The following is a 21,768-nucleotide window of genomic DNA, read 5'->3' as shown; positions in this document are numbered from 1 at the left end:
GGCCCCGGCCTGCGCCGGGGAAGCGCGTTAGGATGGCCGAGATCGATCTTCTGGCGCTGACAAGCGTGGCAGCGGCAACCATCCCCTACGCCTTCGCACGCCGCTTCGGCGTCGTCCTCGACCCCACCCACGACCACCTCACCGTTGCGATGCGCGAGGGCTCCGACCCCAAGGTTCTGCTCGAACTGCGCCGCCACCTCGCGCGCGCGTTCGACGTGACCTTCGTCGTCGCGACCGAATTCGACCGCCTGCTGTCCGAGGCCTATGCGATGGACGGCCAGGCCGCCGCGATGGCGGCGGGCACGCTCGGCCTCGGCGACGAACTCGACCTGCTCGCCGACCATCTCCCCACTGCCGACGATCTGCTCGACACCGCCGACGATGCCCCCGCGATCCGGCTGATCAACGGCATCATCGCCGACGCCGCGCGCAACGGCGTGTCGGACATCCATATCGAGCCGTACGAGACCGGCCTCGTCGTCCGCATGCGCATCGACGGCGTGCTGCGCGAGACGCTCCGCATGCCGCCGCACGTCGCCCCCGTCGTGGTCAGCCGCGTCAAGGTGATGGCGCGGCTCGACATCGCCGAGCGGCGCGTCCCGCAGGACGGGCGGATCGGCCTGACGCTGGGCGGCAAGCTGCTCGACGTCCGCGTCTCGACGCTGCCGAGCCGCGCGGGCGAGCGCGTGGTGCTGCGTATTCTCGACAAGGAGAATGCCGGGATCACGCTCGACGTGCTCGGCATGACGCCGGCGATCAACCAGTTGCTGAAAGAGGCGATCACCGAGCCCAACGGGATCATCCTCGTCACCGGGCCGACCGGCTCGGGCAAGACGACGACGCTCTACGCCTCGATGCGGCTGCTCAACGACGGCAGCCGCAACATCCTGACGGTCGAGGATCCGGTCGAATATGCGATGGAGGGCGTCGGCCAGACGCAAGTCAACGCCAAGGTCGGGCTGACCTTCGCTGCGGGCCTGCGCGCGATCCTGCGGCAGGATCCCGACGTCGTGATGGTCGGCGAAATCCGCGACCGCGAAACCGCCGAGATCGCGGTGCAGGCGTCGCTGACCGGGCATCTCGTGCTCTCGACCGTCCACACCAACGACGCGGTCGGCGCGATCACGCGGATGCGCGACATGAAGGTCGAGCCGTTCCTGCTGGCATCGACGCTCCGCGCGGTGATCGCGCAGCGGCTGGTCCGGCGCTTGTGCGAGGTGTGCCGGCGGCCGGTGGCGGCGGATGCGTCGGTCGCGGCGCTGCTCGGGTTCGAGCCGGGCGCGATCGTGTATCAGGCGGTCGGGTGCGAGCAGTGCCAGGGGACGGGCTATAAGGGGCGCGTCGGTGTCTATGAGGCGATCCGCATCGACGAGACGGTGCGGCGGCTGATCAACGATGGCGGCGACGAAGCGCTGATCGCGCGGCATGCGTTCCTGCATGCGCCGACGCTGGGGTCGGCGGCGCGGCAGTTGGTGCGCGACGGGGTGACGACGGCGGAGGAAGCGGTGCGCGTGTCGCGGCGCGACATGGCCGATGCCGAGGCGCCGATGGTGGTGCCGGAGGTGGCGGGTGAGTGACCGCAATCGTCGGCCCGACGCAGGCCGGGGCCGCTGCGTTGTAGGGCGCGACGGCACTCCAGAACGCAGCGGCCCCGGCCTTCGCCGGGGCGACGGTATGACCCGTGCCTGACTTCGATTACATCGCGATCGACGTGAAGGGCCGCGAAACACGCGGAGCGATCGCCGCACCGTCGATCGATGCCGCGCGCGTGCTGCTCGACCGTCGCCGGCTCTATGTCGTCAAGGTCGAACCCGGCTCGGGGCGCCAGCCCAAGGGCAAGCCGCTCCTCTCCGACCTGCGCCTGGGTTCCAAGAAGATGAGCACCAAGCAGCTCACGCTCTTCACCCGCCAGCTCGCCACGCTCAACCGCGTCTCGCCGCTCGAGGAATCGCTCCGCACGATCTCGCGCCAGACCGAGCAGCCGCATGTCCGCGCGATTGTCGAGTCGGTCCATTCAGGCGTCGTCGAGGGCCGCCGCCTCCACGAGGCGATGGCGCGCGAGGGCAAGAGCTTCCCCTCGCTCTACCGCGCGATGGTGTCGGCGGGCGAGAGCTCGGGCTCGCTCCCCGTCATTCTCGAACGCCTGTCTGTGCTGCTCGAGCGCCAGGCCGAGATCAACGGCAAGATCATCACCACGCTCGCTTACCCCGCCGTCCTTGCGGTGGTCGCAATGGCGGTCGTCACCGCTCTGATGGTGTTCGTCGTCCCGCAGGTGGTCGAACAGTTCGACACCGTCGGGCAGCAGCTCCCGTTCCTCACGCGCGTCGTGATGGGTCTGTCGAACTTCATGGTCGGCTATTGGTGGGCGATCCTGCTCGTCATCCTGCTCGCGGGCTTCGGATCGTGGCGCGCGCTCAAGAACCCGCGGATCAAGCTCGCCTTCGACACCTGGATCCTCAAGCTGCCGCTGCTCGGCCGCCTGTTCCGCGATCTCCACGCCGCCCGAATGGCGCGCACGCTCGCGACGATGGTGGCGAGCCGCTTGCCCTTGCTCGAAGGCCTGACGCTGACGGGCAGCACGATCCACAACCTCCGCCTCAAGCAAGCCTCCGACGAGATCATCGAATCGATTCGTGGCGGCGGCAGCCTGTCGGCGGCGATGCGCCGCGCGGGCGTCTTTCCGCCGCTGCTGACGTATCTGGCTGCATCGGGCGAGACGGCGGGGCAGCTCGACGACATGCTCGAGCGCGCCGCCGAATATCTCGAGCGCGAGTTCGATCGTTTCACCACGACCGCGCTGTCGCTGCTCGAGCCGATCATCATCGTCGTGATGGGGGGTGTCGTCGCGACGATCGTGCTATCGATCCTGCTGCCGATCCTGCAGCTCAACACGCTTGCCGGACAATGAGGTTTGTTATGTCTGAAGTTTCCCAAGCCCCCGTCACCCCGGACTTGATGCGGGGTCCAGGCGAGACCGCCGACGTTGCGCTCGACGCCGAGCGTCTCGCGTCGATGCCGGATCACGTCCGGCATGACGACGACGGGGAATCGGGCTTCACGCTGATCGAGCTGATGGTGGTGATCGTCATCATCGGGCTGCTCGCCGCGATCGTCACCTACAACGTCCTGCCGCTCGGCGACAAAGGCAAGATCGTCAAGGCCAAGGCCGACATCTCGACGATCGAGGGCGCGCTCGATCTCTACAAGCTGCAGAACGATTCGTACCCCTCGACCACCGACGGCCTGCAGGCGCTGGTCTCGGCCCCCGCGGACGCCGATGCGTCGAAGTACCAGCGCGGCGGCTATATCAAGAAGCTCCCGCTCGATCCGTGGGGCAAGCCGTATCTCTATGCGGCGCCCGGCGCGCATGGCGAGGCCGACGTCTGGACGCTCGGCGCGGACAAGAAGGAAGGCGGCGAGGGCGTCAATGCCGATATCGGCAGCTGGCAGTAAACGCCGGAAAGGCGAGCGCGGCTTCACGCTGATCGAGCTGATGGTCGTCGTCACGATCATCGGCCTCGCCAGTGCGGCCGTCGTGTTCGCGCTGCCCGATCCGCGCGGTCGTCTCGCCGACGAGGCCGCGCGCTTCGCGACGCGCACCAGCGCCGCGCGCGATCTCGCGGTGGTCGGCGCCAAGCCGATCAGCGTGTGGGTGTCGCAGGGCGGCTACGGCTTCGACGAGCGGGTCGACGGCGCTTGGGTCGCGATGGCCGAGAAGCCGCTGCGCGTGACGCAGTGGGGCAAGGGCACGCGCGCGCTGCCGAGCGGCGACGGAACGCGCGACCGCATCCTGTTCGATTCGACCGGCGGGACCGATCGCCCGCTCGACGTGACGCTCGAGCGCAGCGGGCAGAGCGTCGTCGTCCATGTCGGCAATGACGGCAAGGTCCGCGTTGGTGGCTAAGCCCCGCGGCTTCACGCTGATCGAGATGATGGTCGCGCTCGCGGTGTTCAGCCTCGCCGCGCTCGCGCTGATCCGGCTCGAGGGCGCGACGATCCGCGGCGCCTCGACGCTCGACACGACGCTGCTCGCACAGACGGTCGCACGCAACGTCGCGATCGAGGCGATGACCGACGCCAAGCCCCCCACGATCGGCGCGGCGAGCGGCGTCGAGAGCAATGGTGGGCGCGCGTGGAGCTGGACTCGCAGCGTCCAGCCGACCGGCGACATTCGCGTGCTGCGGATCGACGTCACCGTGCGCGATCCGGCGGGGCGGCAGGCGGGGCGGCTGACCGTGGTGCGCGACGGGACGCGCGCGCCATGACGCCCGCGACCGACGACGCGGGCTTCACGCTCGTCGAAGTGATGATCTCGCTGCTGATCTTCGGCTTGCTCGCCGCGGCGGGGGTGGCGCTGTTGTCGTTCTCGGTCCGCGCGCAGACCGCGACGGGCGTGAAACTCGACGACGTCTCGGCGATGAACCGGCTCGGCGCGATCCTCACTGCCGATCTGGCGCAAGCGACGCCGCGCCCGACGCGCGGCGAGGATGGCCGCGTCCTCGCTCCTTTCACCGGCGAAGCGGGCGCGGCGGCAGCGCCGATGCTGCGGCTGGTGCGCAGCGGCTGGAGCAATCTCGACGGAACGCCGCGCGCGAGCGTGCAGAAGGTCGAATATGGCGTGGTCGACGGCGCGCTCGTGCGGACCGCCTATCCGATGCTCGACGGCGCGCCGCCGCTCCCGCCGACGCCGCTGCTGGCGCACGTCCGCCAGGTCGCGCTGCGCTACCGCATCAAGGGCGCGTGGAGCGACCGCTGGAGCGGCAGCCCGCAATCGCCGCTGCCCGACGCGCTCGAACTGCGCGTGGTGCGCGACAGCGGGATCGCGACGCGCCAGCTCTTCCTCGTCGGCACCGGCTATGGGAGGCGCGTCGATGACCGCGTCGGTTGAGCGCAAACCCTCCGAGCGCGGCGCCGCGCTGCTCACGGTGTTGCTGCTCGTCGCGGTGATCGCGGTGCTTGCCGGGACCGCGCTCGAACGACTGCGGCTCGCCACGCGGCTCGGCGGCAACGCCGTCGCGCTCGACCAGGCGCGCGCCTATTCGTTCGCGGCCGAGACGCTCGCGGTCGTCAGGGTCAGCGAGTTGCTGCGCAAGAGCCCCGACAAGGTGACGCTGCAGGGCGGCTGGAGCGGCACGCCGTACCCGCTGCCGATCCCGAACGGCACCGCGACGGCAACGGTCGTCGATGGCGGCAATTGCTTCAACCTCAACAGCCTCGTGACCGAGACGCCCGCGAAAAGCGGCAGCTATTTCGCCTACACGCCAGCGCAAATCCAGTTTGCGCGACTGATTCGGCTGGTCGATCCCGCAGCGGCATCGCCCGACGCGATCGCCGCTGCCACCGCCGACTGGATCGACAGCGACGATTCGCCGATTACCGGCGGCGCCGAGGACCGCGATTATCGCGGCGGCGCGCAACCCTATCGCACCGCGAACACACTGATGACCGATCCGAGCGAACTGCGCGCGGTGCGCGGCGTGACGCGCAGCGATTATGACAAGCTCCGGCCGTGGCTGTGCACCTTGCCCATCGCCGCGCTGTCGCGGATCAACGTCAACACGCTGTTGCCGGAGCAGGCGCCGCTGATCGCGATGCTGCGGATCGGCCTTTCGCCCGAGGCGGTGCGGCAAGTGCTGCTCCAGCGCCCGCCTTTGGGCTTCGCGACGACGACGGCCTTCTGGGCGCAAAGTGCGGTGCGCAGCAGCACCGGCGACGATGCGCCGTCGCAGACCGACGTAAAGACGACATGGTTCTCGCTCAAAGTGCGCGTCGCGCTCGGCGGGGCCACGCTTGAACAAACCGGACTGATCGACGCGACGGTGCTTCCCGCGCGGCTCGTATCGCGGCAATGGGGCGAGCCATCATGACAGAAACGCTCGTCCTCTTCTTGCCCGCCCCCGATCTGCCGTGGCGCTGGCTGCGCATCGCGGGCGACACCGTCGCGGCGCGCGGCGAGGGCTTTCCGCTGCTCGCCGCCGATACGCCGCTGGCGTGTGTCGCTGTCGCGCCGGCTGACGCGGTGACGCTGCATTGGGCCGAACTGCCCGATCGCTCGCTTGCCCAGTCGGTCACCGCCGCACGCATGCTCGCGGCGGATGCAAGCGCTGGCCCGATCGGCGATCTGCACGTCGCGGTCGGGCGCGAGGGGGAGGTCGTCGAGCGTCCGATCGGCGTCGTTTCCGCGCTGCAGATGCGCGCATGGCTCGATCTGCTGGCCGAAAACGGCGTCGATCCCGATGCGGTCTTGCCCGCGCCGATGCTGCTGCCGCGGCCCGAGACGGGCTATCTGCGCGCCGATGTCGGCGGCGAGGGCGTGGTGCGCGGGGTCACGAGCGGGTTCGCCGATGAAGCGCGGCTGACCGAGCTTGTCACTGGCGGGGTCGCGCCGGTGGTCCTGCTGCGCGATGCGCTCGAGACCGCGATCGTTGCGGCGGTGGCGGCGCCGTCGCTCGATCTTCGCCAGGGCGCGTTTGCGCGCAAGACGCGCCGCGCGGTCGATTGGGTGCTGGTCCGCCGGCTCGGCTGGCTGAGTGCGGCGATCCTCGGCGTGACGCTGCTCATCACGATCGTCCAGCTGATCAAATATTCGACCGCAGCGGATGATCTCGAACGCCGCACCGAACTGCTCGCGCGGACCGGGCTCGCGCGCGGCGAGGCGGTGAGCGACGCCGATCGTCAGTTGACCGCGCGGCTCGACCGGCTGCGCGGCGGCGGTCAGGGCTTCAGCCGGACCACGGCGGCGGTGTTCGCGGCGATCCGCGCGACGCCGGGAAGCGAAGCGCACACGCTCGCCTTCGATCCCAACGGCACGGTGCGCGTCGGCGTCGGCGTCCAGAACGAAGGCCAGATCCTCGACCTGCAGCGCCAGCTTGGCGCGAGCGGGTTCGACGCGACGCCGCAAGGCCAGTTCCAGTCGGTGAACGGCCGCCTCTCGGGGGATCTGATGGTGAAACCACGATGACCGAGCGCCTGCTCCTCTGGTTTCGCGCGCGCACGCAGCGCGAGCAATATCTCGTGCTCACCGGCGCGGTGCTCACGCTGCTGGTGCTGTGCTATTTCCTCGTCGTGCCGCTCGGCGATGCGCTCGAGTCGGCCAAGGCGCGGCATGCCGATGCGGTGATCGCGCTCGGCGAGACGCAGATCCGCGTCGATGCGGTCAAGGCGGCGCAGACGCTGCGCGTCGCCCCGCTCGATGCGCCGCTCGAATCGGTGATTCGCGCGCGCGCCAACGATGCCGGCTTCGCGCTAGCGAGCGTCACGCCGCAGGGCAGCGACCGAGTCGAGATCGCGATCGGCTCGGCGCGACCCGGCGCGCTGGTCGCGTGGATTGCCGAACTCGAGGCGGCGGGGATTCTCGTCGACCGGCTCGCCACCACTGCTGGCGCCGACCGTACCGTGTCGGTCCAGCTGACCTTGAAGGCGAAGGGCCAATGACGCGCTTTCGATTGAAGACCGGCCCCGTCGCGCTGTTCGGCGCGGTGTTCGTCGTGGCGCTGCTCGTGCTGCTGCCGCTGCGCTTCGTGCTCGGGGCGTTCGAGCTCGAGCAAACGCGAGTCGCCGCGCGCGAGGCGAGCGGCAGCGTGTGGTTCGGGCATCTCCGCGAGGCGCAGGTCGGCAGCATCGCGCTCGGCGATCTGAGCGCATCGCTGTCGCCTTGGGCGTTGCTCGCCGGCCGGGCGCGCGTCGATCTCGCGAATCCGGCGACGGGTGCGGACGCGACTCGCGCGATCCACGGCGCGATCAGCGTTTCGCGGCACGGCGTCGGGCTCGACGACATGACCGCGAGCGTGCCCGCCGGTGCGGTGTTCGCGCCGCTGCCGGTTAGCGGGATCGATCTCGACGCCGTTACCGTCCATTTCGTCAACGGCACGTGCGAGAGTGCCGAGGGGCGCGTCAAGGCGACGCTCGGCGCCGATATTGCAGGGATCAGCCTGGGGCAGGGGCTCACCGGCACCGCGCGCTGCGACGCAGGTGCTTTGCTGCTGCCGCTCGCGAGCCAGGCGGGGACCGAGCAGATCGCGTTGCGGCTGTGGCTGAACGGGCGGTTCCGCGCGGACCTCACGGTCAAGCCGAGCGACCCGAGCGCGGCGCAGAAACTCGAGCTGAGCGGCTTTCAACCGAGCCCGTCGGGGCATCGGCTGTCGATTGACGGTAAATTCTGAACGATCCATTCTTGACGCTGGCCCCTCGACCCCGCTAGGGGCGCTTCCTCTGCGGCGATCGTAGTTCAATTGGTTAGAGCGTCGGCTTGTGATGCCGGATGTTGCGGGTTCAAGTCCCGTCGGTCGCCCCACTTCTTTCAACAGCCAGGAATTTGTCCGTGACCACCGGCTGGGGCTTCCCCGATTTTGATGATCATGAGGGCGTGCACCTCTTCACCGATCCCGCTTCGGGGCTTCGCGCGGTCATTGCGGTTCATTCGACCAAGCTCGGGCCGGCGGCTGGCGGCGTGCGCTTCTGGCACTATGCCGATAGCGACCGCGCGATCACCGATGCGCTGCGCTTGTCGCGCGGGATGAGCTTCAAGAACGCCATGGCCGATCTCCCGATGGGCGGCGGCAAGGGCGTCGTGCTCGCGGCCAACCCTGGTGACAGCATCAGCCACGCACAGCTCGAGGCGTTCGGCCGCGCGGTCGAATCGCTCGGTGGGCGCTATGTGACCGCCGAAGACGTCGGCATGTCCGAAGCGAGCATGAAGACGATCGCGACGATGACCAAGCATGTGTCGGGCCTCCCCGTCGCAGCCGGCAGCGCGGGCGGCGATCCCGGGCCGTACACCGCAATGGGCGTCTATCTCGGCGTCAAGGCAGCCGCACAGCGCGGTCTCCGCGCGACCGACATGAAGGGCGTGCGCGTCGCGATCCAGGGCGTCGGCAGCGTCGGCGGCGGGCTCGCCCGCTTGCTCGCCAAGGACGGCGCGGTGCTCACGCTGGCGGACGTCAACGCCGACCGTGCGAGGGCGCTTGCCGAAGAGCTTGGTGCACAGACCGCTGGTGCCGACGAGATTCTCGGCGTCGAGGCCGACATCGTCAGCCCCAACGCGCTGGGCGCGATCCTGACCCCGGCATCGATCGCTGCGCTTCGCACCACGATCGTCGCAGGCGGCGCGAACAACCAGCTCGAGACCAAGGCCGAGGGTGCGGCCCTCCAGGCGCGCGGCATCCTGTACGCGCCCGATTACGTCATCAACGCCGGCGGCATCATCAACGTCGCGCTCGAATATCTTGGCCTCGGCGATCAGGCCGAAGTCGAGACGCGTATCGCTCGCATTCCCGACCGGCTGCTCCAGGTGTGGGACGAGGCCGAGCGCACCGGCGCGCCGATCTCCGACGTCGCCGACACGATCGCACAGCGTCTGATCGGCCGCGCCTGAAGGCCGCCCACTCGGACGCCCTCGGGCGTCCGCTGAGGGGCGGTCTGGCATTGGCGCGACGGGCGTTATCGGTCAGAAGGGCCGGATGCCACAGCGTCTCGCCCTGACCTCGCTACTCGTTGCGGATTATGATCTCGCCATTGCCTTCTTCGTCGATGCGCTCGGGTTCGAGCTTCGCGAGGATACTGCGCTCGGCGATCAGAAGCGCTGGGTCGTCGTTGCGCCGCCGGGTAGTGCAAACGGGCTGCTGCTGGCGCGAGCCGTTGGCGAGGCACAAGTCAGCGCGGTCGGCAATCAGAGCGGCGGACGCGTGTTCCTGTTTCTTGAGACCGATGATTTTGCCCGCGACCATCATGCCTATACGCAGCGCGGCGTCCGGTTCGTCGAGCCGCCGCGACACGAGCCGTACGGTATTGTCGCGGTCTTCGAGGATCTGTGCGGAAACCGCTGGGATCTGATCCAGCCAATACGTTCTGGCCACTGACCCGTGGGTGTAGCGCCCGTGAAGCGGCGGCGCGCCCGCGCTTGTGCTTAGACCCCGCGCTTGTGCTTAGACCCCGCACTTGTGCTTAGACCCTGCACTTGTGCTTAGACGTCGCGCGCAAATCCCGTACAGCAGCCTGATGAACGCAAAGCAGACGCAATGAGTGGCTGGATCGGTTTGGCGCTGATCGGCGTCGTGGCCGCCGCAGCCTTATGGGCCAGCGGCGTGTCGCGCTCGCTGTGGACGCTGGTCGGCGCTGCCTTTATGCTCGGGGCTGCCGGATATGCGCTTCAGCAACGCGCCGGGCTTGGCGAACATCTGGCGGTGTCGGATGCGATCCCCGTGGCGGTCGCCCCGGAAATGGTCGAGCTGCGCGACGCGATGCTCGGTCGCTTTACTGGCGACGGCGCATATCTGATCGCGTCGGACGCGCTGATGCGCGCGGGCAGCCGGCGTAGCGGCGTCAATGTCATCCTGCTCGGCCTCAACCATTATCCGCGCAGCCTGACGCTGTGGACCGGGCTGGGGACCGCGATGGCGCAGCACGACGCCGCGATGTCCCCCGCGGCGCGGCTCGCGTTCGAGCAGGCGACCCGGCTCGCGCCAGACCATCCCGCACCAGCATTTTTCGAAGGGCTCGCTTACGCGCAGGCCAGGGACTATCGCACCGCGCATCGCTATTGGGCGCGGGCGCTCAGCCTGGCGCCCGCTGGCACCTCGTATCGTCGCGAGATCGCATTGCGCTTGGCGGCGCTCGACATGGTCCTCGCGCAGCTCGACGCAGCGGGCACGAAAAAGGGCGCCTTCCGCTAGGAAGGCGCCCCAAATCTTCAGACCCGGGCCGAAGCCCAGTGATCTTAGTTGGCAGCCTTGGCGACGTTGTCGGCCTTGGCTTCGCCCGCGTCACGGACGTTGTCGGCAGCGTCATGCAGTTCGTCGGCCTTGTTCGCCAGGACGTCCGAAGCAACCGCGTTCGAGGTGTTCGAAGCCATGTCGTCGATCATCGACGCGTTGTTGTCGATGCCGTCGGCGATGACGTCAGCATTGTTTTCGATTGCAGCAGCTTCAGGGTTCTTGTTGCAAGCGGCGAGCGAGACCAGGCCGGCGGCGACGAGAACAAGGGCGATCTTCTTCATGCAATTGCTCCCAAGCAAATTAGCGCTTCGCAGCCGGCCCTATGCCGCCCGCGAAGATCGGAGGCATAGCGCCCCGCTGCGGTGCGTCAATCGCAAATCGGCCATAGACGGGCGCTTCTGCCACCTTTCGGCCATATTTGCGACGAAGCGAGCGCGGGCTATTTTTTCGGCGTAACCGGGCCGATTGCCTCGGGCGCATCGGCGACGATCGCGAGCATTGTCGTCCAAGCCGCTACATTCTGACGCAATTGTTGCGGATCGATCCGCTCGAGCGTGTCCTCGGGTGTGTGGTGGTAATCGAAATAGCGCGTGCCATCCTGGTTGAGGTCGATCGCGGCGACGCCGGTCGCCAGAGCCGGGCCGACATCGGTCCCGTCGCCCCCGATTCCGCTGCCGCGAACGATTCCGAGCGGCGCGAGCGCGGCGGCGAGGCGATCGCCGACGGCTTTGGCGGTCGCGGGGAGGTTGGTCTCGAATCGCCAGACGCGGTCGGCGCCGAAGTCGGATTCGGCCGCCAGTGCGTGCGTCTCGCCGGCATGTGCCTTGGCATAGGCGAAGCCGCCGAGGCCGCCGGTCTCCTCGTCGCCGAACCAGACGACGCGAATCGTGCGGCGATGGCGACCGCTGTCCATCAGCCGCTTTGCGGCGGCGGTGGTGATCGCGACCCCCGAGGCGTCATCGATCGCGCCGGTGCCGAGATCCCAGCTGTCGAGATGCCCGCCGATCAGGATCGTGCCTGCCGTGGGATCGGTGCCGGGGACTTCGGCGACGACATTGCCCGACATGTGGCTCGGCACGAAGGTCGGGGTGAGGGTGAGGTGGAGCATGACGGGCTTGCCGCGCTTGATCATCCGCTCGAGGTTGGCCGCATCGGAGACCGAGAGCGCGGCAGCGGGGATCGGCGCGACGCCCGGCGCGAAATTGGTGACACCGGCGTGCGGGCCACGGCCGTGGTCCGATCCGATCGAGCGGATCACGATCGCGCTCGCGCCCTTGGTCGCGGCGATGCTCGGTCCGGCGCGACGCGCCTGGCCTTCGGGGCCATAGGCCGATCCGTCCTGATTGGCCTGCATCGCGTTCGAGACGAAGGCGATCTTGCCCTTAAGACTCCCATCCGGCGCCGCGCGGAGGTCTGCGAGCGAGGGGAAGAAGGCGACCGGCAGCGTCAGCCCCTCGGCGGGCGTCGCGCCCGAATTGCCGAGCGCGGTCAGCCGCAGCGGCTGCGCGAACGGCGCGACCACCTCCGCCGTCTCGACGCCGCGGACCCAGACATTCTGCAGTTCATACGGTTCGATCCGCACATTCTTGAAGCCGAGGCTCTTGAGCTTCGCCACCGCCCATTGCCGCGCGCGCTCTTCCTGCGGCGAGCCGTCGGGGCGGGGCCCGACCTCGGTGGTGAGCCCCTCGACGATGTCGTAGGCGATGTCGTCGTTCAGCGCCTTGTCGCGCAGCGCAGCGACTGCGGGATCGACCAGCGGGGCAGGGCGCTGGGCGAGCGCCGGGCCGGTGAGCAGGGTCGAGGCGAGCAGCAGGCAAGGGGCTAGGGCGCGAAGCTTGGTCAAGAAGGAGTCCCGTCTGTTTGCAAGGGGTTGATGGCGGCGACACCGAGCGAGGCGGCAGCGCGGACTTGGCGGATATCGGTCGAAACGAGTGTAAGCCCGAGGCGTCCGGCAGTGGCAATGTGAATCGCGTCGGGAAGGCGCAAACCGAGTTCGAAGCGCAGCATGTAGCCCGTCGCGACATCGATATCGGATGGCGCGACAGTGGTGCGGGCCCAATCGGGAAGACGCGTGGGGAAATCGAGTAGCAGCGTCTGTGCTTTGGTAGCATCCAATTGCTGCATCCGGACCCGCCGACCGACCGCCGAGGCAAGCTCCCCGAAGCCGAAGTCGCTATAGCTGAGGCTGGGCTTGGTCGTCTCGATCCAATGCCGCACGCTGATCCAATCGGTATCGCGGAACACAAGCGTGCCCATCACGCTGGCATCGCAATAGTGGCTCAATGATCGTCCTCGTCCCGCATTTCGCGGAGCAGTTCGCCCCAGCTCTTCTCGAAACGCGGCATCGGGTGTTCAGCGTGGAAGCGCTCGAGTTCCGCGATGTCGATAGGCTGCGGTTCGCGAGCCGAGACGTCTGGCTCCCGCGCCGCAACGGTCGCCACCACCACGCCATCGCGCACGATCTCCACCGCGCCGTCGCGCTCGACCGCTTCGACCAGATCCGCGACGCGGCGATCATCCGAGATGTCGATCCGTTCCATCGCAACAGGCTACCGCACCCCGCCCACGTTGCCAACGCCCCCGCGCATCGCTATCTGCCACGCCAACAATCCACCATCTTTACCCCCGGAGTCCGCAGCCGATGGCCGTGCAGTACAGCTATGTGATGAAGGGCCTGACCAAGACCTTCCCCGGCGCCCCCAAGCCGGTGCTCAACAACATCTCGCTCCAGTTCCTCCCCGACGCCAAGATCGCGATCATCGGGCCGAACGGCTCGGGCAAGTCGACGCTCATGAAGATCATGGGCGGGATCGACCCCGAATTCACCGGCGAGGCGTGGGCCGCCGAGGGCATCAAGGTCGGCTATCTGCCGCAGGAGCCCAAGCTCGACGAGACCAAGGACGTGATCGGCAACGTGCGTGCGGGCGCGGGCCCGATCGGCGGGATGGTCGATCGCTATAACGAGATCGTCGCGATCATGGGCGATCCGCCCGAGGATTGTGATTTCGACGCATTGCTCGCCGAAATGGGCGACCTGCAGGAGAAGATCGACGCGGTCGACGGCTGGAGCCTCGACAACCAGCTCGAGATCGCGATGGAGGCACTGCGTTGCCCACCGGGCGACAGCCCCGTCACCAACCTCTCGGGCGGTGAAAAGCGCCGCGTCGCGTTGTGCAAGCTGCTGCTCGAAAAGCCCAACATCCTGCTGCTCGACGAGCCGACCAACCATCTCGACGCCGAGAGCGTCGCCTGGCTCGAAAACTACCTGCGCGACTATGTCGGCAACGTGATCCTCGTCACCCACGATCGCTACTTCCTCGATAACGTGGTGAACTGGGTGCTCGAGCTCGATCGCGGGCGTTACTACACCTATGAGTCCAACTATTCGGGCTACCTCGAAAAGAAGGTCAAGCGGCTCGAGCAGGAGGATCGCGAGGAGCAGGGCAAGGCCAAGGCGATCTCGGACGAGCTCGCCTGGATGCGGCAGACCCCCAAGGCGCGCCAGACCAAGTCGAAGGCGCGTATCCGCGCGTTCGACGAGCTGATGGAGAAGCAGGAGAACCGCTCGGTCGGCAAGGCGCAGATCCTGATCCAGCTGCCCGAGCGTCTCGGTGGCAAGGTGATCGAGGCCAAGGGCCTGACCAAGGCTTACGGCGACAAATTGCTGTTCGACAATCTCGACTTCGTGCTCCCGCCGGGCGGCATCGTCGGCGTGATCGGGCCGAACGGCGCGGGCAAGTCGACGCTGTTCAAGCTGATCACCGGCCAGGAGCAGCCCGATGGCGGCTCGATCGAAGTCGGCCAGACCGTCAAGCTCGGCTATGTCGACCAGTCGCGCGACGACCTGACGCCGTCGAACACGGTGTGGGAGGAAGTGTCCGACAAGCTCGAAGTGTTCCGCTTCGGCAAGCAGGAGCTCGGCACGCGCGCCTATGTCGGCGCGTTCAACTTCAAGGGCCAGGACCAGCAGAAGAAGGTCGGCCAGCTGTCGGGCGGCGAGCGCAACCGCGTCCATCTCGCCAAGATGCTCAAGGAGGGTGGCAACGTCCTCCTGCTCGACGAGCCGACCAACGATCTCGACGTCGAGACGCTGCGCGCGCTCGAGGAAGCGCTCGAGAGCTTCGCGGGTTGCGCCGTGGTCATCAGCCACGATCGCTTCTTCCTCGATCGCCTCGCGACGCACATCCTCGCGTTCGAGGGTGACAGCCATGTCGAATGGTTCGAGGGCAATTTCGAATCGTACGAGGAAGACAAGCGCCGTCGCCTCGGCGATGCGGCCGACCGCCCGACGCGGCTGGCCTACAAGAAGCTGACGCGCTGATCTGCGCGGTCGATGCGGCGGGCCCTACAGGTTCGCCGTATCGACGCTCAACCCGACGATCGTCGCCGCTGCGATGATATCGCCGAAAGCGACCGCGCAGCGTTCGGCGTAGATGTCGCCGGTGGGCGACCACATCTGGTGGATCGTGCGCGCCTTGATATCGACCACCCAATATTCGGGCATCGCGGCGCGGGCATAGCTCGCGACCTTGCGGCGGATGTCGCTGTGCATTGTCGTGTCGGACACTTCGATGACGAGGTGCACCGATAGGAGCGGGACGAAGCCCTCGCCGCGCGGCTCGCTCGTCAGCACGATGTCTGGCTCGGGCACGTCGTGCCCCGACAGCGCGATGCTCGCCTCGACCAGCGGGCGCAGCGGCGAGCCGATCGCCCGCAGCGCCGCGCGGATCGCATCATACAATTCGATCTTGGCGAGCGCGTGCGGTCGATGCTGTGCGTTCACGAAATACACCCCCCCGTCGATCAACTCGGTGCGAGTGTAGGGGGCGAATGCTCCTGCTTGGTGAAGCAGCAGATAATCCTCGGCCCGCAGCCGGACTGGCAGCGGCGCGGTATTGAGGGGCGGCGCATCGCTCATGCGCCTAGAATAACACTGCTATAGGTTAAGCGCAGTTGCGAAATTGGCCCCGTTTCGGTGCAGTCCGCTAGGCGGTGAAGCGCTTGGTGAAGCCCTTTGGCGCGCGCTCGTCGGCGGGAAGCGCCTCGACATGGTCGACGCGCGAATGTTCGGATCCCTCGCGGCACGCCTCGGCCATCGCGACGACCGCTTCATCCTCGCCGACGACGAGCAATTCGACTCGCCCGTCGTTCAAATTGCGGACCCATCCGGTGAGGCCCAGCTCCTGCGCCTTGCGCACTGCCCAATCGCGATACCCCGTCCGCTGAACCTTCCCACTCACGAACACGCGTTGCATCGTCATTGTCTTATACTGCTCCCGACACGGCGCGCTGGAATGACGCACGCCGGACCGGCGCTATAGCCGCGTCGATCGCGCAACGCACGACCATCGATCGCACGGCGCGCAATATCCGTCGCACGCCGTGCTTCACATCCTAGAGCGGCGCGCATCCAAGCTGATCGGGCCGGCTCCGGCCGCGGCGAGATACAGGAAGACGAAGCAATACAGCATCGCCGCTTCGCCACCGTTGGCGGCCGGAAAGACGCTCTTGGGGAAATGCGCGATGAAATAGGCGGCGGCCGACATGCCCGACAGCACGAACGCCACCGGCCGAGTGAACAGCCCGACCAGGATCAGCGCGCCCCCGCCGAGCTCAAGCACGCCGGCCACGGTCAGCAAGGGATTGAGCGGCATGGGGAAGGGCGGGATGCCGAAGAATTTGGAGCAGCCATGCTGAACGAAGCCGAGCCCGACGATGATCCGCAGCAGGCTGAGCAAGCGGGGCGACCAGAGAGGGGGGAGCGGCATTGGCAAGGGTCCTTTGATGGTCAGGGCCCAACCGTGTGCGGCGCACCACCCAGCGTCAATCGCCGGGGATGAAACGCTCGGTTGACGGGTAGGTGATCGCCACCACTTCATACGCGCGCTCGCCCGCGGGCAGCAGTACGCGCCGCAGATCGCCGACCGCCGCGCCGCGGAGCGCCCGCGCGATCGGCGCGTTCCACCCGATCTTGCCCGCCGCGGCATCGGTCTCGTCGTCGCCGACCAGCGTCAGCACGCGCTCGACATCGTCGTCATCGGCGATCGTCACGGTTGCCCCGAACCAGATTCGCGCGCGATCGGGCTGCTGGGCGGGGTCGATCACCTTGGCGGCTTTCATCCGCCGCGCGAGGAAGCCGAGCCGCCGGTCGATCTCGCGCAGCCGCTTGCGGCCGTAGATATAGTCGCCATTCTCCGAACGATCGCCATTGCCCGCCGCCCAGGAGATGACGTCGACGAGCTTGGGCCGTTCCTCGCCGAGCAACTGGCGATATTCGGCGCTGAGCACGGCGTAGCCCGCGGGGGTGATGTAATTGGGGCGGTCGGTCATCGCGATCTGTCCGGCGGCCGGCTATTTGACGCGCTTGACAAGGACGCCGCCGCCGTCGCGTCGTTCGACTACGAAACCGGGCACCGCCTCGACCAAATCAGACAGCCGCGAAAAGCCATAGTTTCGCGTGTCGAAGCTCGAGCGGTTGCTCGCGCGCTGTCCGACCTCACCCAGCGAAGCGAAGCCCTGCCCATCGCGCTTTGACGCATCATAGGCATCGATCAGGAGGCGTACGAGCGCGCTGTCGACAGGTTCCTTTCCCTCTTTCGACAGGATCGCCGGCGGGAGCGGCATCGGCATCTCGGCGGCGGTCTTCTCTAGCGTTTCGACATCGATGAAGCGGTTGCACGCTTGCCGAAAGCCCTCCGGCGTGTTGGCGCGACCGAAGCCGTAGACTTGAAGCCCCTGCTGACGGATGCGTGTCACCAAAGGCATGAAATCGCTGTCGGACGACATGATGCCGAACCCCGTGACGCGCCCCGTCAACAGCAGGTCCATCGCATCGATCGTCATCTTCATGTCGGTCGCGTTCTTGCCCTTGGTCAAGTCGAATTGCTGTTGGGGATCGAGTGCATAGCGCAGCGCGACCTCGCTCCAACCCTTGAGCGCGACTTTGCTCCAATTGCCGTAGATCCGCCGGATGTTGACGGTGCCAAGATCTGCGAGCGCGGTCAGGACCGGATCGATCGCGGTGTGGCTGGCGTTGTCAGCATCAATCAGCAGTGCAACGTTGCCGGTCGGAACAAGGTCATTCATCGCACTATTCTAGACGCTTGCGATCGGCTGGGCCAGCCTCCGCGCTCAGCCTGGAATGCGCTTGCCGAGATACCAGCTGATCCGGTTCGACCCCGACGAGCGCGAGCGCGTGGGGTTCATCAGATCGTACACCACGGCATTCTCGAGCACGCGCTGGACGTAGTTGCGCGTCTCGTAGATCGGGATCGCCTCGATCCAGTCGAGCATGTCGACGCCGCCGCTGCGCGGGTCGCCATTCGCGCGGAGCCATTTGTTCACGTTGCCCGGGCCGGCATTGTACGCCGCCACCGCGAGCGGATAGCTGCCGTAGATGTCGTAGATGTGCCGGAAATAGGTCGATCCGACCATGATATTATAGTCGGTATCGGTCGTCAGTGCCGCGGCATTGTACGCCAGGCCGAGCTTGCCAGCCTGGTCGCGCGCGGTGCCGGGCATCAGCTGCATCAGCCCGCGCGCGCCGGCATGGCTGATCGCGGCGCGGTCGAACTGGCTTTCCTGGCGCGCGATCGCGTGGATCATCGTCCAGTCGTCCTGGCTCGCCACCGGCACGCGGACATTGGGGAAGCCGACGGTCGAATATTCGCTGAGCCCGTTCTGCAGCGCGCTGCGCCCGACCATCACGCCGAGATCGGGCCGCCCGAGCGTGCGCGACAGTTCGGTCGCGAGCACATGGTCGCTGTCGCTCTTGGCATCGAGCGCGATCTGGCGGACGAACGCGGTCTGGTCTTCCCAATTGCCGACGGTGCCGAGATATTGCGCCGCGCGCACCGTCTCGCGCGCATAGAACGCCGCGCGCGTCGACGGGTCGACCGGACGCAGCACCGGATCGCCCGGCGCGACGAGCGGCTGGCCGATCCGCTCGGCGGCAAGCTGGCCGTAGAACAGATCGCGGAACGCCGCGGCGCGCGCGTAATAGCCGTTGGCCTCGTCGCGACGCCCGGCGGCCTCGGCGGCGCGCCCGGCCCAATACAGGCCCTTCGATTGCGTCGTCGGGGTCTTCGAGGCGGCGGCGTAACTGACGAACAGCGGCACTGCATCCGCCGGGCGAGCGAGCTGCTTCAGCGCGGTGCGGCCCGCGAGCCAGGCGAGGCTCGTATAGTCGTCGCGCTCGCCGTAAGGCCGCGTGCTGACGTCGGTGCCGATCGGATAGGCATCGCCGAGCTTGCGCGCGATGTCATAGGCGAGCGAATTCTGCCCGTCATTGGCGGCGGCGCGCGCGTTGGTCAGCAGCACTTCGAACCATTGCTCGGCGCTGCCCGGTACGACCGCGAGCGCGGGCCGCTGAGCAAGCGAATTGCGCGCGCTGGCCGAGGCGCCGGTGTTGCGATACCAGGTCGCCCGGTCGGCGATCCAGCCGGGATCGGTCGCGCCATAGGCCTGCGTCGCGATCAGCCGGTCGCCCGCATCAGGCGCGCTGGTGCGGAAGGCGAGCCGCGCGGCGAAGACGCTCTGCCGCGCCGGGCTGGTCAGCATCAGCTGGCGCTGCGCCGACGCGGTCGCGCCCTGCCACAGCAGCATGTCCATCCGCGCATCGTGATCGGCAAGCGACAGGGCGCCGGGGAAGGTCGCGAGGATCTTGCTCTCGTCGGTGCTCGACAGCGTTCCCGAGACCCAGGCGGCGCGCGCCGCGCTCGCGGCTTCGCTCTGTTGCCCCGACGCGGCGAGCGCCTCGGCAAAGCGCGTCTTCCCCGCGCCGGTCAGCGCGGGGAAGCGCCGGAAGAACGCGACCACGGTCGACGGCGACCAGCCGCCAGAATCGAGCGCCTTCTCCGCCATCCGCCGCATCGCGGTCTCGCCGGGCCAGCCGGGGTGCGCGAGCAGGAAGCGGGCGTAGCTGTCGAAGCTGTAGCTCGACGATTGCTGAAGCGATTTCCACTCGGCGATCGACGCGGCGAGCGCGCTGTTGGTGGCGGTCGTGCCGGTCAGCACCTGCGTCGCGCGACCCCAGCCGAGCTGATCCTGCGCGTCGCCAGAGGTAACGGCGAGGGTCGAAACCCCCGCGAGGAGAACACCGGATTTGAAGAGCCATGCAATCATGTGGACAGACTATGCCTCCGGTCCGTATTTGTCCCGCGCATTACACCTCAAATGCGACGAAATTCGGTTCGCAGGAGCAATTCGCTATGTTTTCGGGATCGATCCCGGCGTTGGTCACGCCGTTCGCCGCTGACGGCAGTTTCGACGAGCGCGCCTATCGCGATTTCATCGAGTGGCAGATCGCCGAGGGCTCGGCCGGGCTGGTGCCGTGCGGCACGACCGGCGAGGCGGCGACGCTGACCGCCGAGGAGCATTTCGCGATCGTCGCGGTGTGCGTCGATCAGGCGCGCGGTCGCGTGCCGGTGTTGGCGGGCGCAGGCTCGAACGACACGCGCGTCGCGATCCACAACATCAAGGCCGCCAAGGCGGCAGGTGCCGACGCGGCGCTGATGGTCCCGCCCTATTACAACCGGCCCAACCAGGAAGGCATCTTCCGCCATTTCGAGGCGGTGGCGGGGTCGTGCGACCTGCCGATCGTGCTGTACAACGTGCCGGGCCGCACCGTCACCGACATCGCGGTCGAGACCGTCGCGCGGATTGCGCACGCCATGCCGAGCGTGATCGGCATCAAGGATGCGACGGGCGTGATCCAGCGCGTGTCGGCGCAGCGCGCGGCGTGCCCCGAGGGGTTCGAGCAGCTTTCGGGCAATGACGACATGGCGCTCGCGTTCAATGCGACCGGCGGGATCGGGTGCATCTCGGTAACGGCAAACGTCGCGCCGCGGTTGTGCGCGGCGTTCCAGGCGGCGTGCGGGGCAGGGGATTACGGCGCGGTTCTCGCGCTGCATGACCGCCTGTTCGCGCTGCACGTATCGCTGTTCACCGATGCCTCGCCCGGGCCGGTGAAATATGCGGTAAACAAGGTCCGCCCGGATTTCCCGACGGCGCTGCGCCTGCCGATGACCTGGCCGAGCGAAGCGAGCCAGCGCGCGGTCGATACGGGGTTGGCTGCGGCAGGGATCTAACGCCTCACACGATTGTCACCCCGGCCTTGTGCCGGGGTCCACCGTGCGGCAACGTTCACCGCATGACGATCGAGCGAACCCCGTGCGTCTATATTCTGGCGTCCCGGTACAACGGGTCGGTCTATGTCGGCGTGACGTCGAATCTAATTGGTCGCGTGCTCCAACATCGCTCCGGTACTTTCGACGGGCACACGAAGAGGTATGGGATACTCCGGCTCGTGTACTTTGAGGTCGCGGGAACGATGGAATCCGCGATAATGCGCGAGAAACAACTCAAGCGCTATCGCCGAGATTGGAAGCGGAACCTCATCGAATCCGACAACCCCGCCTGGAACGATCTCGCGGTTGGGTTCGGCCTCGAGCCGCTGCCGGCTAACGCCCTTCTCGGTGGACCCCGGCACAAGGCCGGGGTGACGGCCGGGTGACGGCGCTCAATCCTTTGCGAAGAACCGATCGATCACGCCCTGCGCCAGCCTTGCCGGCCGCATCGTCTCGACGTTGAGGCAGCACCAGCTCGACTTGACCTCGGCGAGCACGTCCTCGCCGCGCTTGATCACCGTCTCGTAGAATGCGCGCGCGCCCTGCACCTTTTCGAGCAGCACGGTCGCGATCACCTCGTCGTCGAGGAAGGTCGGCTTGCGATAAGTGATCTCGTGCTTGAGCGCGACCCAGGCGTGCGTCGCCACCGCCTCGCTCGGCGCGAAGCGCTGCCAGTGGCTGACCACCGCGTCCTGCACCCATTTGAGATACGAGGCATTGTTGACGTGCCCCATGAAATCAATGTCGGCAGCGTCGATGGCGATCGGGAAGCTGTGGGTCGCGAATTTGGGAGCGGCGAAATCGGACATGGCGGAACTCTACACTGGATCGGGCAATCACGCGAGCGGCCATTGCACCCTAACCTTAAGATAGGGGCTTTGCGCGCGCTTTGCTTGCGCGCGTCGGCTAAATTGTCCGCATGGCTTTTG

The 21,768-nt window shown here is 67.5% G+C and carries 27 protein-coding genes and 1 tRNA gene; 17 read left to right on the top strand and 11 right to left on the bottom strand.

Translation table 11 applies throughout. The features are described from left to right. Positions 1–32: 32 nt before the first annotated feature. From ABIB28_RS01685 to ABIB28_RS01620, 14 genes are all read left to right on the top strand, one after another. Entirely contained in the window at positions 33–1,577 is a 1,545-nt protein-coding gene (locus ABIB28_RS01685; protein WP_354285899.1) for a GspE/PulE family protein, read from the top strand. Positions 1,578–1,681: 104 nt separating this feature from the next. After that, positions 1,682–2,908 (top strand): type II secretion system inner membrane protein GspF, encoded by a 1,227-nt coding sequence (gene gspF / locus ABIB28_RS01680; protein ID WP_354285897.1) that lies wholly within the window; start codon positions 1,682–1,684, stop codon positions 2,906–2,908. 104 nt (positions 2,909–3,012) lie between these two features. Then, complete coding sequence (gene gspG / locus ABIB28_RS01675) at positions 3,013–3,453, top strand: type II secretion system major pseudopilin GspG (protein WP_354286325.1); 441 nt, start codon at positions 3,013–3,015, stop codon at positions 3,451–3,453. Further along, a complete protein-coding gene (locus ABIB28_RS01670) occupies positions 3,428–3,904 on the top strand; it encodes a GspH/FimT family pseudopilin (RefSeq protein ID WP_354285895.1) in 477 nt (158 codons plus the stop codon). Before gspG ends, ABIB28_RS01670 begins: the two co-directional genes overlap by 26 nt. Then, the gene (gspI, locus tag ABIB28_RS01665) at positions 3,897–4,265 is read left to right on the top strand and encodes a type II secretion system minor pseudopilin GspI (protein WP_354285893.1); all 369 of its coding nucleotides are present in this window, start codon (positions 3,897–3,899) and stop codon (positions 4,263–4,265) included. Before ABIB28_RS01670 ends, gspI begins: the two co-directional genes overlap by 8 nt. Continuing rightward, on the top strand, positions 4,262–4,888 hold the full coding sequence (gene gspJ, locus ABIB28_RS01660; protein WP_354285891.1) for a type II secretion system minor pseudopilin GspJ: 627 nt from the start codon (positions 4,262–4,264) through the stop codon (positions 4,886–4,888). The genes gspI and gspJ overlap by 4 nt, the downstream gene beginning before the upstream one ends. Then, positions 4,872–5,867, top strand: a complete 996-nt coding sequence (gene gspK, locus ABIB28_RS01655; protein ID WP_354285889.1) for a type II secretion system minor pseudopilin GspK — start codon at positions 4,872–4,874, stop codon at positions 5,865–5,867. Before gspJ ends, gspK begins: the two co-directional genes overlap by 17 nt. Continuing rightward, positions 5,864–6,961: a type II secretion system protein GspL gene (gene gspL, locus ABIB28_RS01650; protein ID WP_354285887.1), complete on the top strand. Its 1,098-nt coding sequence runs from the start codon at positions 5,864–5,866 to the stop codon at positions 6,959–6,961. Before gspK ends, gspL begins: the two co-directional genes overlap by 4 nt. Further along, on the top strand, positions 6,958–7,434 hold the full coding sequence (locus tag ABIB28_RS01645; RefSeq protein ID WP_354285885.1) for a type II secretion system protein M: 477 nt from the start codon (positions 6,958–6,960) through the stop codon (positions 7,432–7,434). The genes gspL and ABIB28_RS01645 overlap by 4 nt, the downstream gene beginning before the upstream one ends. After that, positions 7,431–8,162, top strand: a complete 732-nt coding sequence (locus tag ABIB28_RS01640) for a type II secretion system protein N (RefSeq protein WP_354285883.1) — start codon at positions 7,431–7,433, stop codon at positions 8,160–8,162. The genes ABIB28_RS01645 and ABIB28_RS01640 overlap by 4 nt, the downstream gene beginning before the upstream one ends. Positions 8,163–8,216: 54 nt before the next feature. Further along, a tRNA-His gene (locus tag ABIB28_RS01635) sits at positions 8,217–8,293 on the top strand. A 27-nt stretch (positions 8,294–8,320) separates the two neighbouring features. After that, positions 8,321–9,373: a Glu/Leu/Phe/Val family dehydrogenase gene (locus ABIB28_RS01630; RefSeq protein WP_354285881.1), complete on the top strand. Its 1,053-nt coding sequence runs from the start codon at positions 8,321–8,323 to the stop codon at positions 9,371–9,373. 85 nt (positions 9,374–9,458) lie between these two features. Further along, positions 9,459–9,857, top strand: a complete 399-nt coding sequence (locus tag ABIB28_RS01625) for a VOC family protein (RefSeq protein ID WP_133188572.1) — start codon at positions 9,459–9,461, stop codon at positions 9,855–9,857. Between the two features lie 159 nt (positions 9,858–10,016). Then, complete coding sequence (locus tag ABIB28_RS01620; protein ID WP_354285878.1) at positions 10,017–10,670, top strand: tetratricopeptide repeat protein; 654 nt, start codon at positions 10,017–10,019, stop codon at positions 10,668–10,670. A gap of 44 nt (positions 10,671–10,714) precedes the next feature. Here ABIB28_RS01620 and ABIB28_RS01615 read toward each other — a convergent pair whose 3' ends face one another. The 4 genes from ABIB28_RS01615 to ABIB28_RS01600 form a co-directional block, all read right to left on the bottom strand. Beyond that, positions 10,715–10,993 carry a hypothetical protein gene (locus ABIB28_RS01615; RefSeq protein ID WP_133188568.1) on the bottom strand — a complete coding sequence of 93 codons (279 nt, stop codon included), beginning with the start codon at positions 10,991–10,993 and terminating at the stop codon, positions 10,715–10,717. 158 nt (positions 10,994–11,151) lie between these two features. Further along, entirely contained in the window at positions 11,152–12,555 is a 1,404-nt protein-coding gene (locus tag ABIB28_RS01610; protein ID WP_354285876.1) for a M20/M25/M40 family metallo-hydrolase, read from the bottom strand. Continuing rightward, a complete protein-coding gene (locus ABIB28_RS01605; RefSeq protein WP_354285874.1) occupies positions 12,552–12,995 on the bottom strand; it encodes a type II toxin-antitoxin system VapC family toxin in 444 nt (147 codons plus the stop codon). Before ABIB28_RS01605 ends, ABIB28_RS01610 begins: the two co-directional genes overlap by 4 nt. Next, positions 12,992–13,252, bottom strand: coding sequence for a hypothetical protein (locus tag ABIB28_RS01600; RefSeq protein ID WP_189674855.1), 261 nt, complete (start codon positions 13,250–13,252; stop codon positions 12,992–12,994). The genes ABIB28_RS01605 and ABIB28_RS01600 overlap by 4 nt, the downstream gene beginning before the upstream one ends. 101 nt (positions 13,253–13,353) lie before the next feature. Between ABIB28_RS01600 and ettA the strand changes: the two genes are divergently transcribed. Beyond that, entirely contained in the window at positions 13,354–15,033 is a 1,680-nt protein-coding gene (gene ettA, locus ABIB28_RS01595; RefSeq protein ID WP_140849044.1) for an energy-dependent translational throttle protein EttA, read from the top strand. 24 nt (positions 15,034–15,057) lie between these two features. Here the strand turns inward: ettA and ABIB28_RS01590 are convergent, their stop codons facing one another. The 6 genes from ABIB28_RS01590 to ABIB28_RS01565 all read right to left on the bottom strand — a co-directional run bounded on the left by ABIB28_RS01590 (position 15,058) and on the right by ABIB28_RS01565 (position 19,835). Then, positions 15,058–15,630, bottom strand: a complete 573-nt coding sequence (locus ABIB28_RS01590; RefSeq protein WP_354285871.1) for a Uma2 family endonuclease — start codon at positions 15,628–15,630, stop codon at positions 15,058–15,060. A 67-nt stretch (positions 15,631–15,697) separates the two neighbouring features. Further along, entirely contained in the window at positions 15,698–15,973 is a 276-nt protein-coding gene (locus ABIB28_RS01585; RefSeq protein WP_189674853.1) for an acylphosphatase, read from the bottom strand. Between the two features lie 126 nt (positions 15,974–16,099). Continuing rightward, the gene (locus ABIB28_RS01580) at positions 16,100–16,480 is read right to left on the bottom strand and encodes a DoxX family protein (RefSeq protein ID WP_189674852.1); all 381 of its coding nucleotides are present in this window, start codon (positions 16,478–16,480) and stop codon (positions 16,100–16,102) included. A gap of 55 nt (positions 16,481–16,535) precedes the next feature. Continuing rightward, a complete protein-coding gene (gene greB / locus ABIB28_RS01575; protein WP_354285868.1) occupies positions 16,536–17,042 on the bottom strand; it encodes a transcription elongation factor GreB in 507 nt (168 codons plus the stop codon). Between the two features lie 21 nt (positions 17,043–17,063). Further along, positions 17,064–17,798 (bottom strand): NYN domain-containing protein, encoded by a 735-nt coding sequence (locus ABIB28_RS01570; RefSeq protein ID WP_354285866.1) that lies wholly within the window; start codon positions 17,796–17,798, stop codon positions 17,064–17,066. 45 nt (positions 17,799–17,843) lie between these two features. Then, entirely contained in the window at positions 17,844–19,835 is a 1,992-nt protein-coding gene (locus ABIB28_RS01565; RefSeq protein ID WP_354285864.1) for a lytic transglycosylase domain-containing protein, read from the bottom strand. An 86-nt stretch (positions 19,836–19,921) separates the two neighbouring features. Here ABIB28_RS01565 and dapA point away from each other — a divergent pair, with 86 nt between their 5' ends. Together dapA and ABIB28_RS01555 are read left to right on the top strand one after the other, a co-directional pair. Beyond that, on the top strand, positions 19,922–20,800 hold the full coding sequence (gene dapA, locus ABIB28_RS01560; protein WP_354285862.1) for a 4-hydroxy-tetrahydrodipicolinate synthase: 879 nt from the start codon (positions 19,922–19,924) through the stop codon (positions 20,798–20,800). A gap of 62 nt (positions 20,801–20,862) precedes the next feature. Beyond that, positions 20,863–21,225, top strand: coding sequence for a GIY-YIG nuclease family protein (locus ABIB28_RS01555; protein WP_354285860.1), 363 nt, complete (start codon positions 20,863–20,865; stop codon positions 21,223–21,225). Between the two features lie 6 nt (positions 21,226–21,231). Here ABIB28_RS01555 and ABIB28_RS01550 read toward each other — a convergent pair whose 3' ends face one another. Next, the gene (locus tag ABIB28_RS01550; RefSeq protein ID WP_133188542.1) at positions 21,232–21,648 is read right to left on the bottom strand and encodes an acyl-CoA thioesterase; all 417 of its coding nucleotides are present in this window, start codon (positions 21,646–21,648) and stop codon (positions 21,232–21,234) included. Positions 21,649–21,768: the final 120 nt, after the last annotated feature.

This window comes from Sphingomonas sp. UYEF23, assembly GCF_040546165.1.
Lineage (GTDB): Bacteria > Pseudomonadota > Alphaproteobacteria > Sphingomonadales > Sphingomonadaceae > Sphingomonas > Sphingomonas glacialis.
The sequence above is the reverse complement of the archived record's forward strand: the minus strand, read 5'-3'. Positions and strand labels throughout refer to the sequence as shown.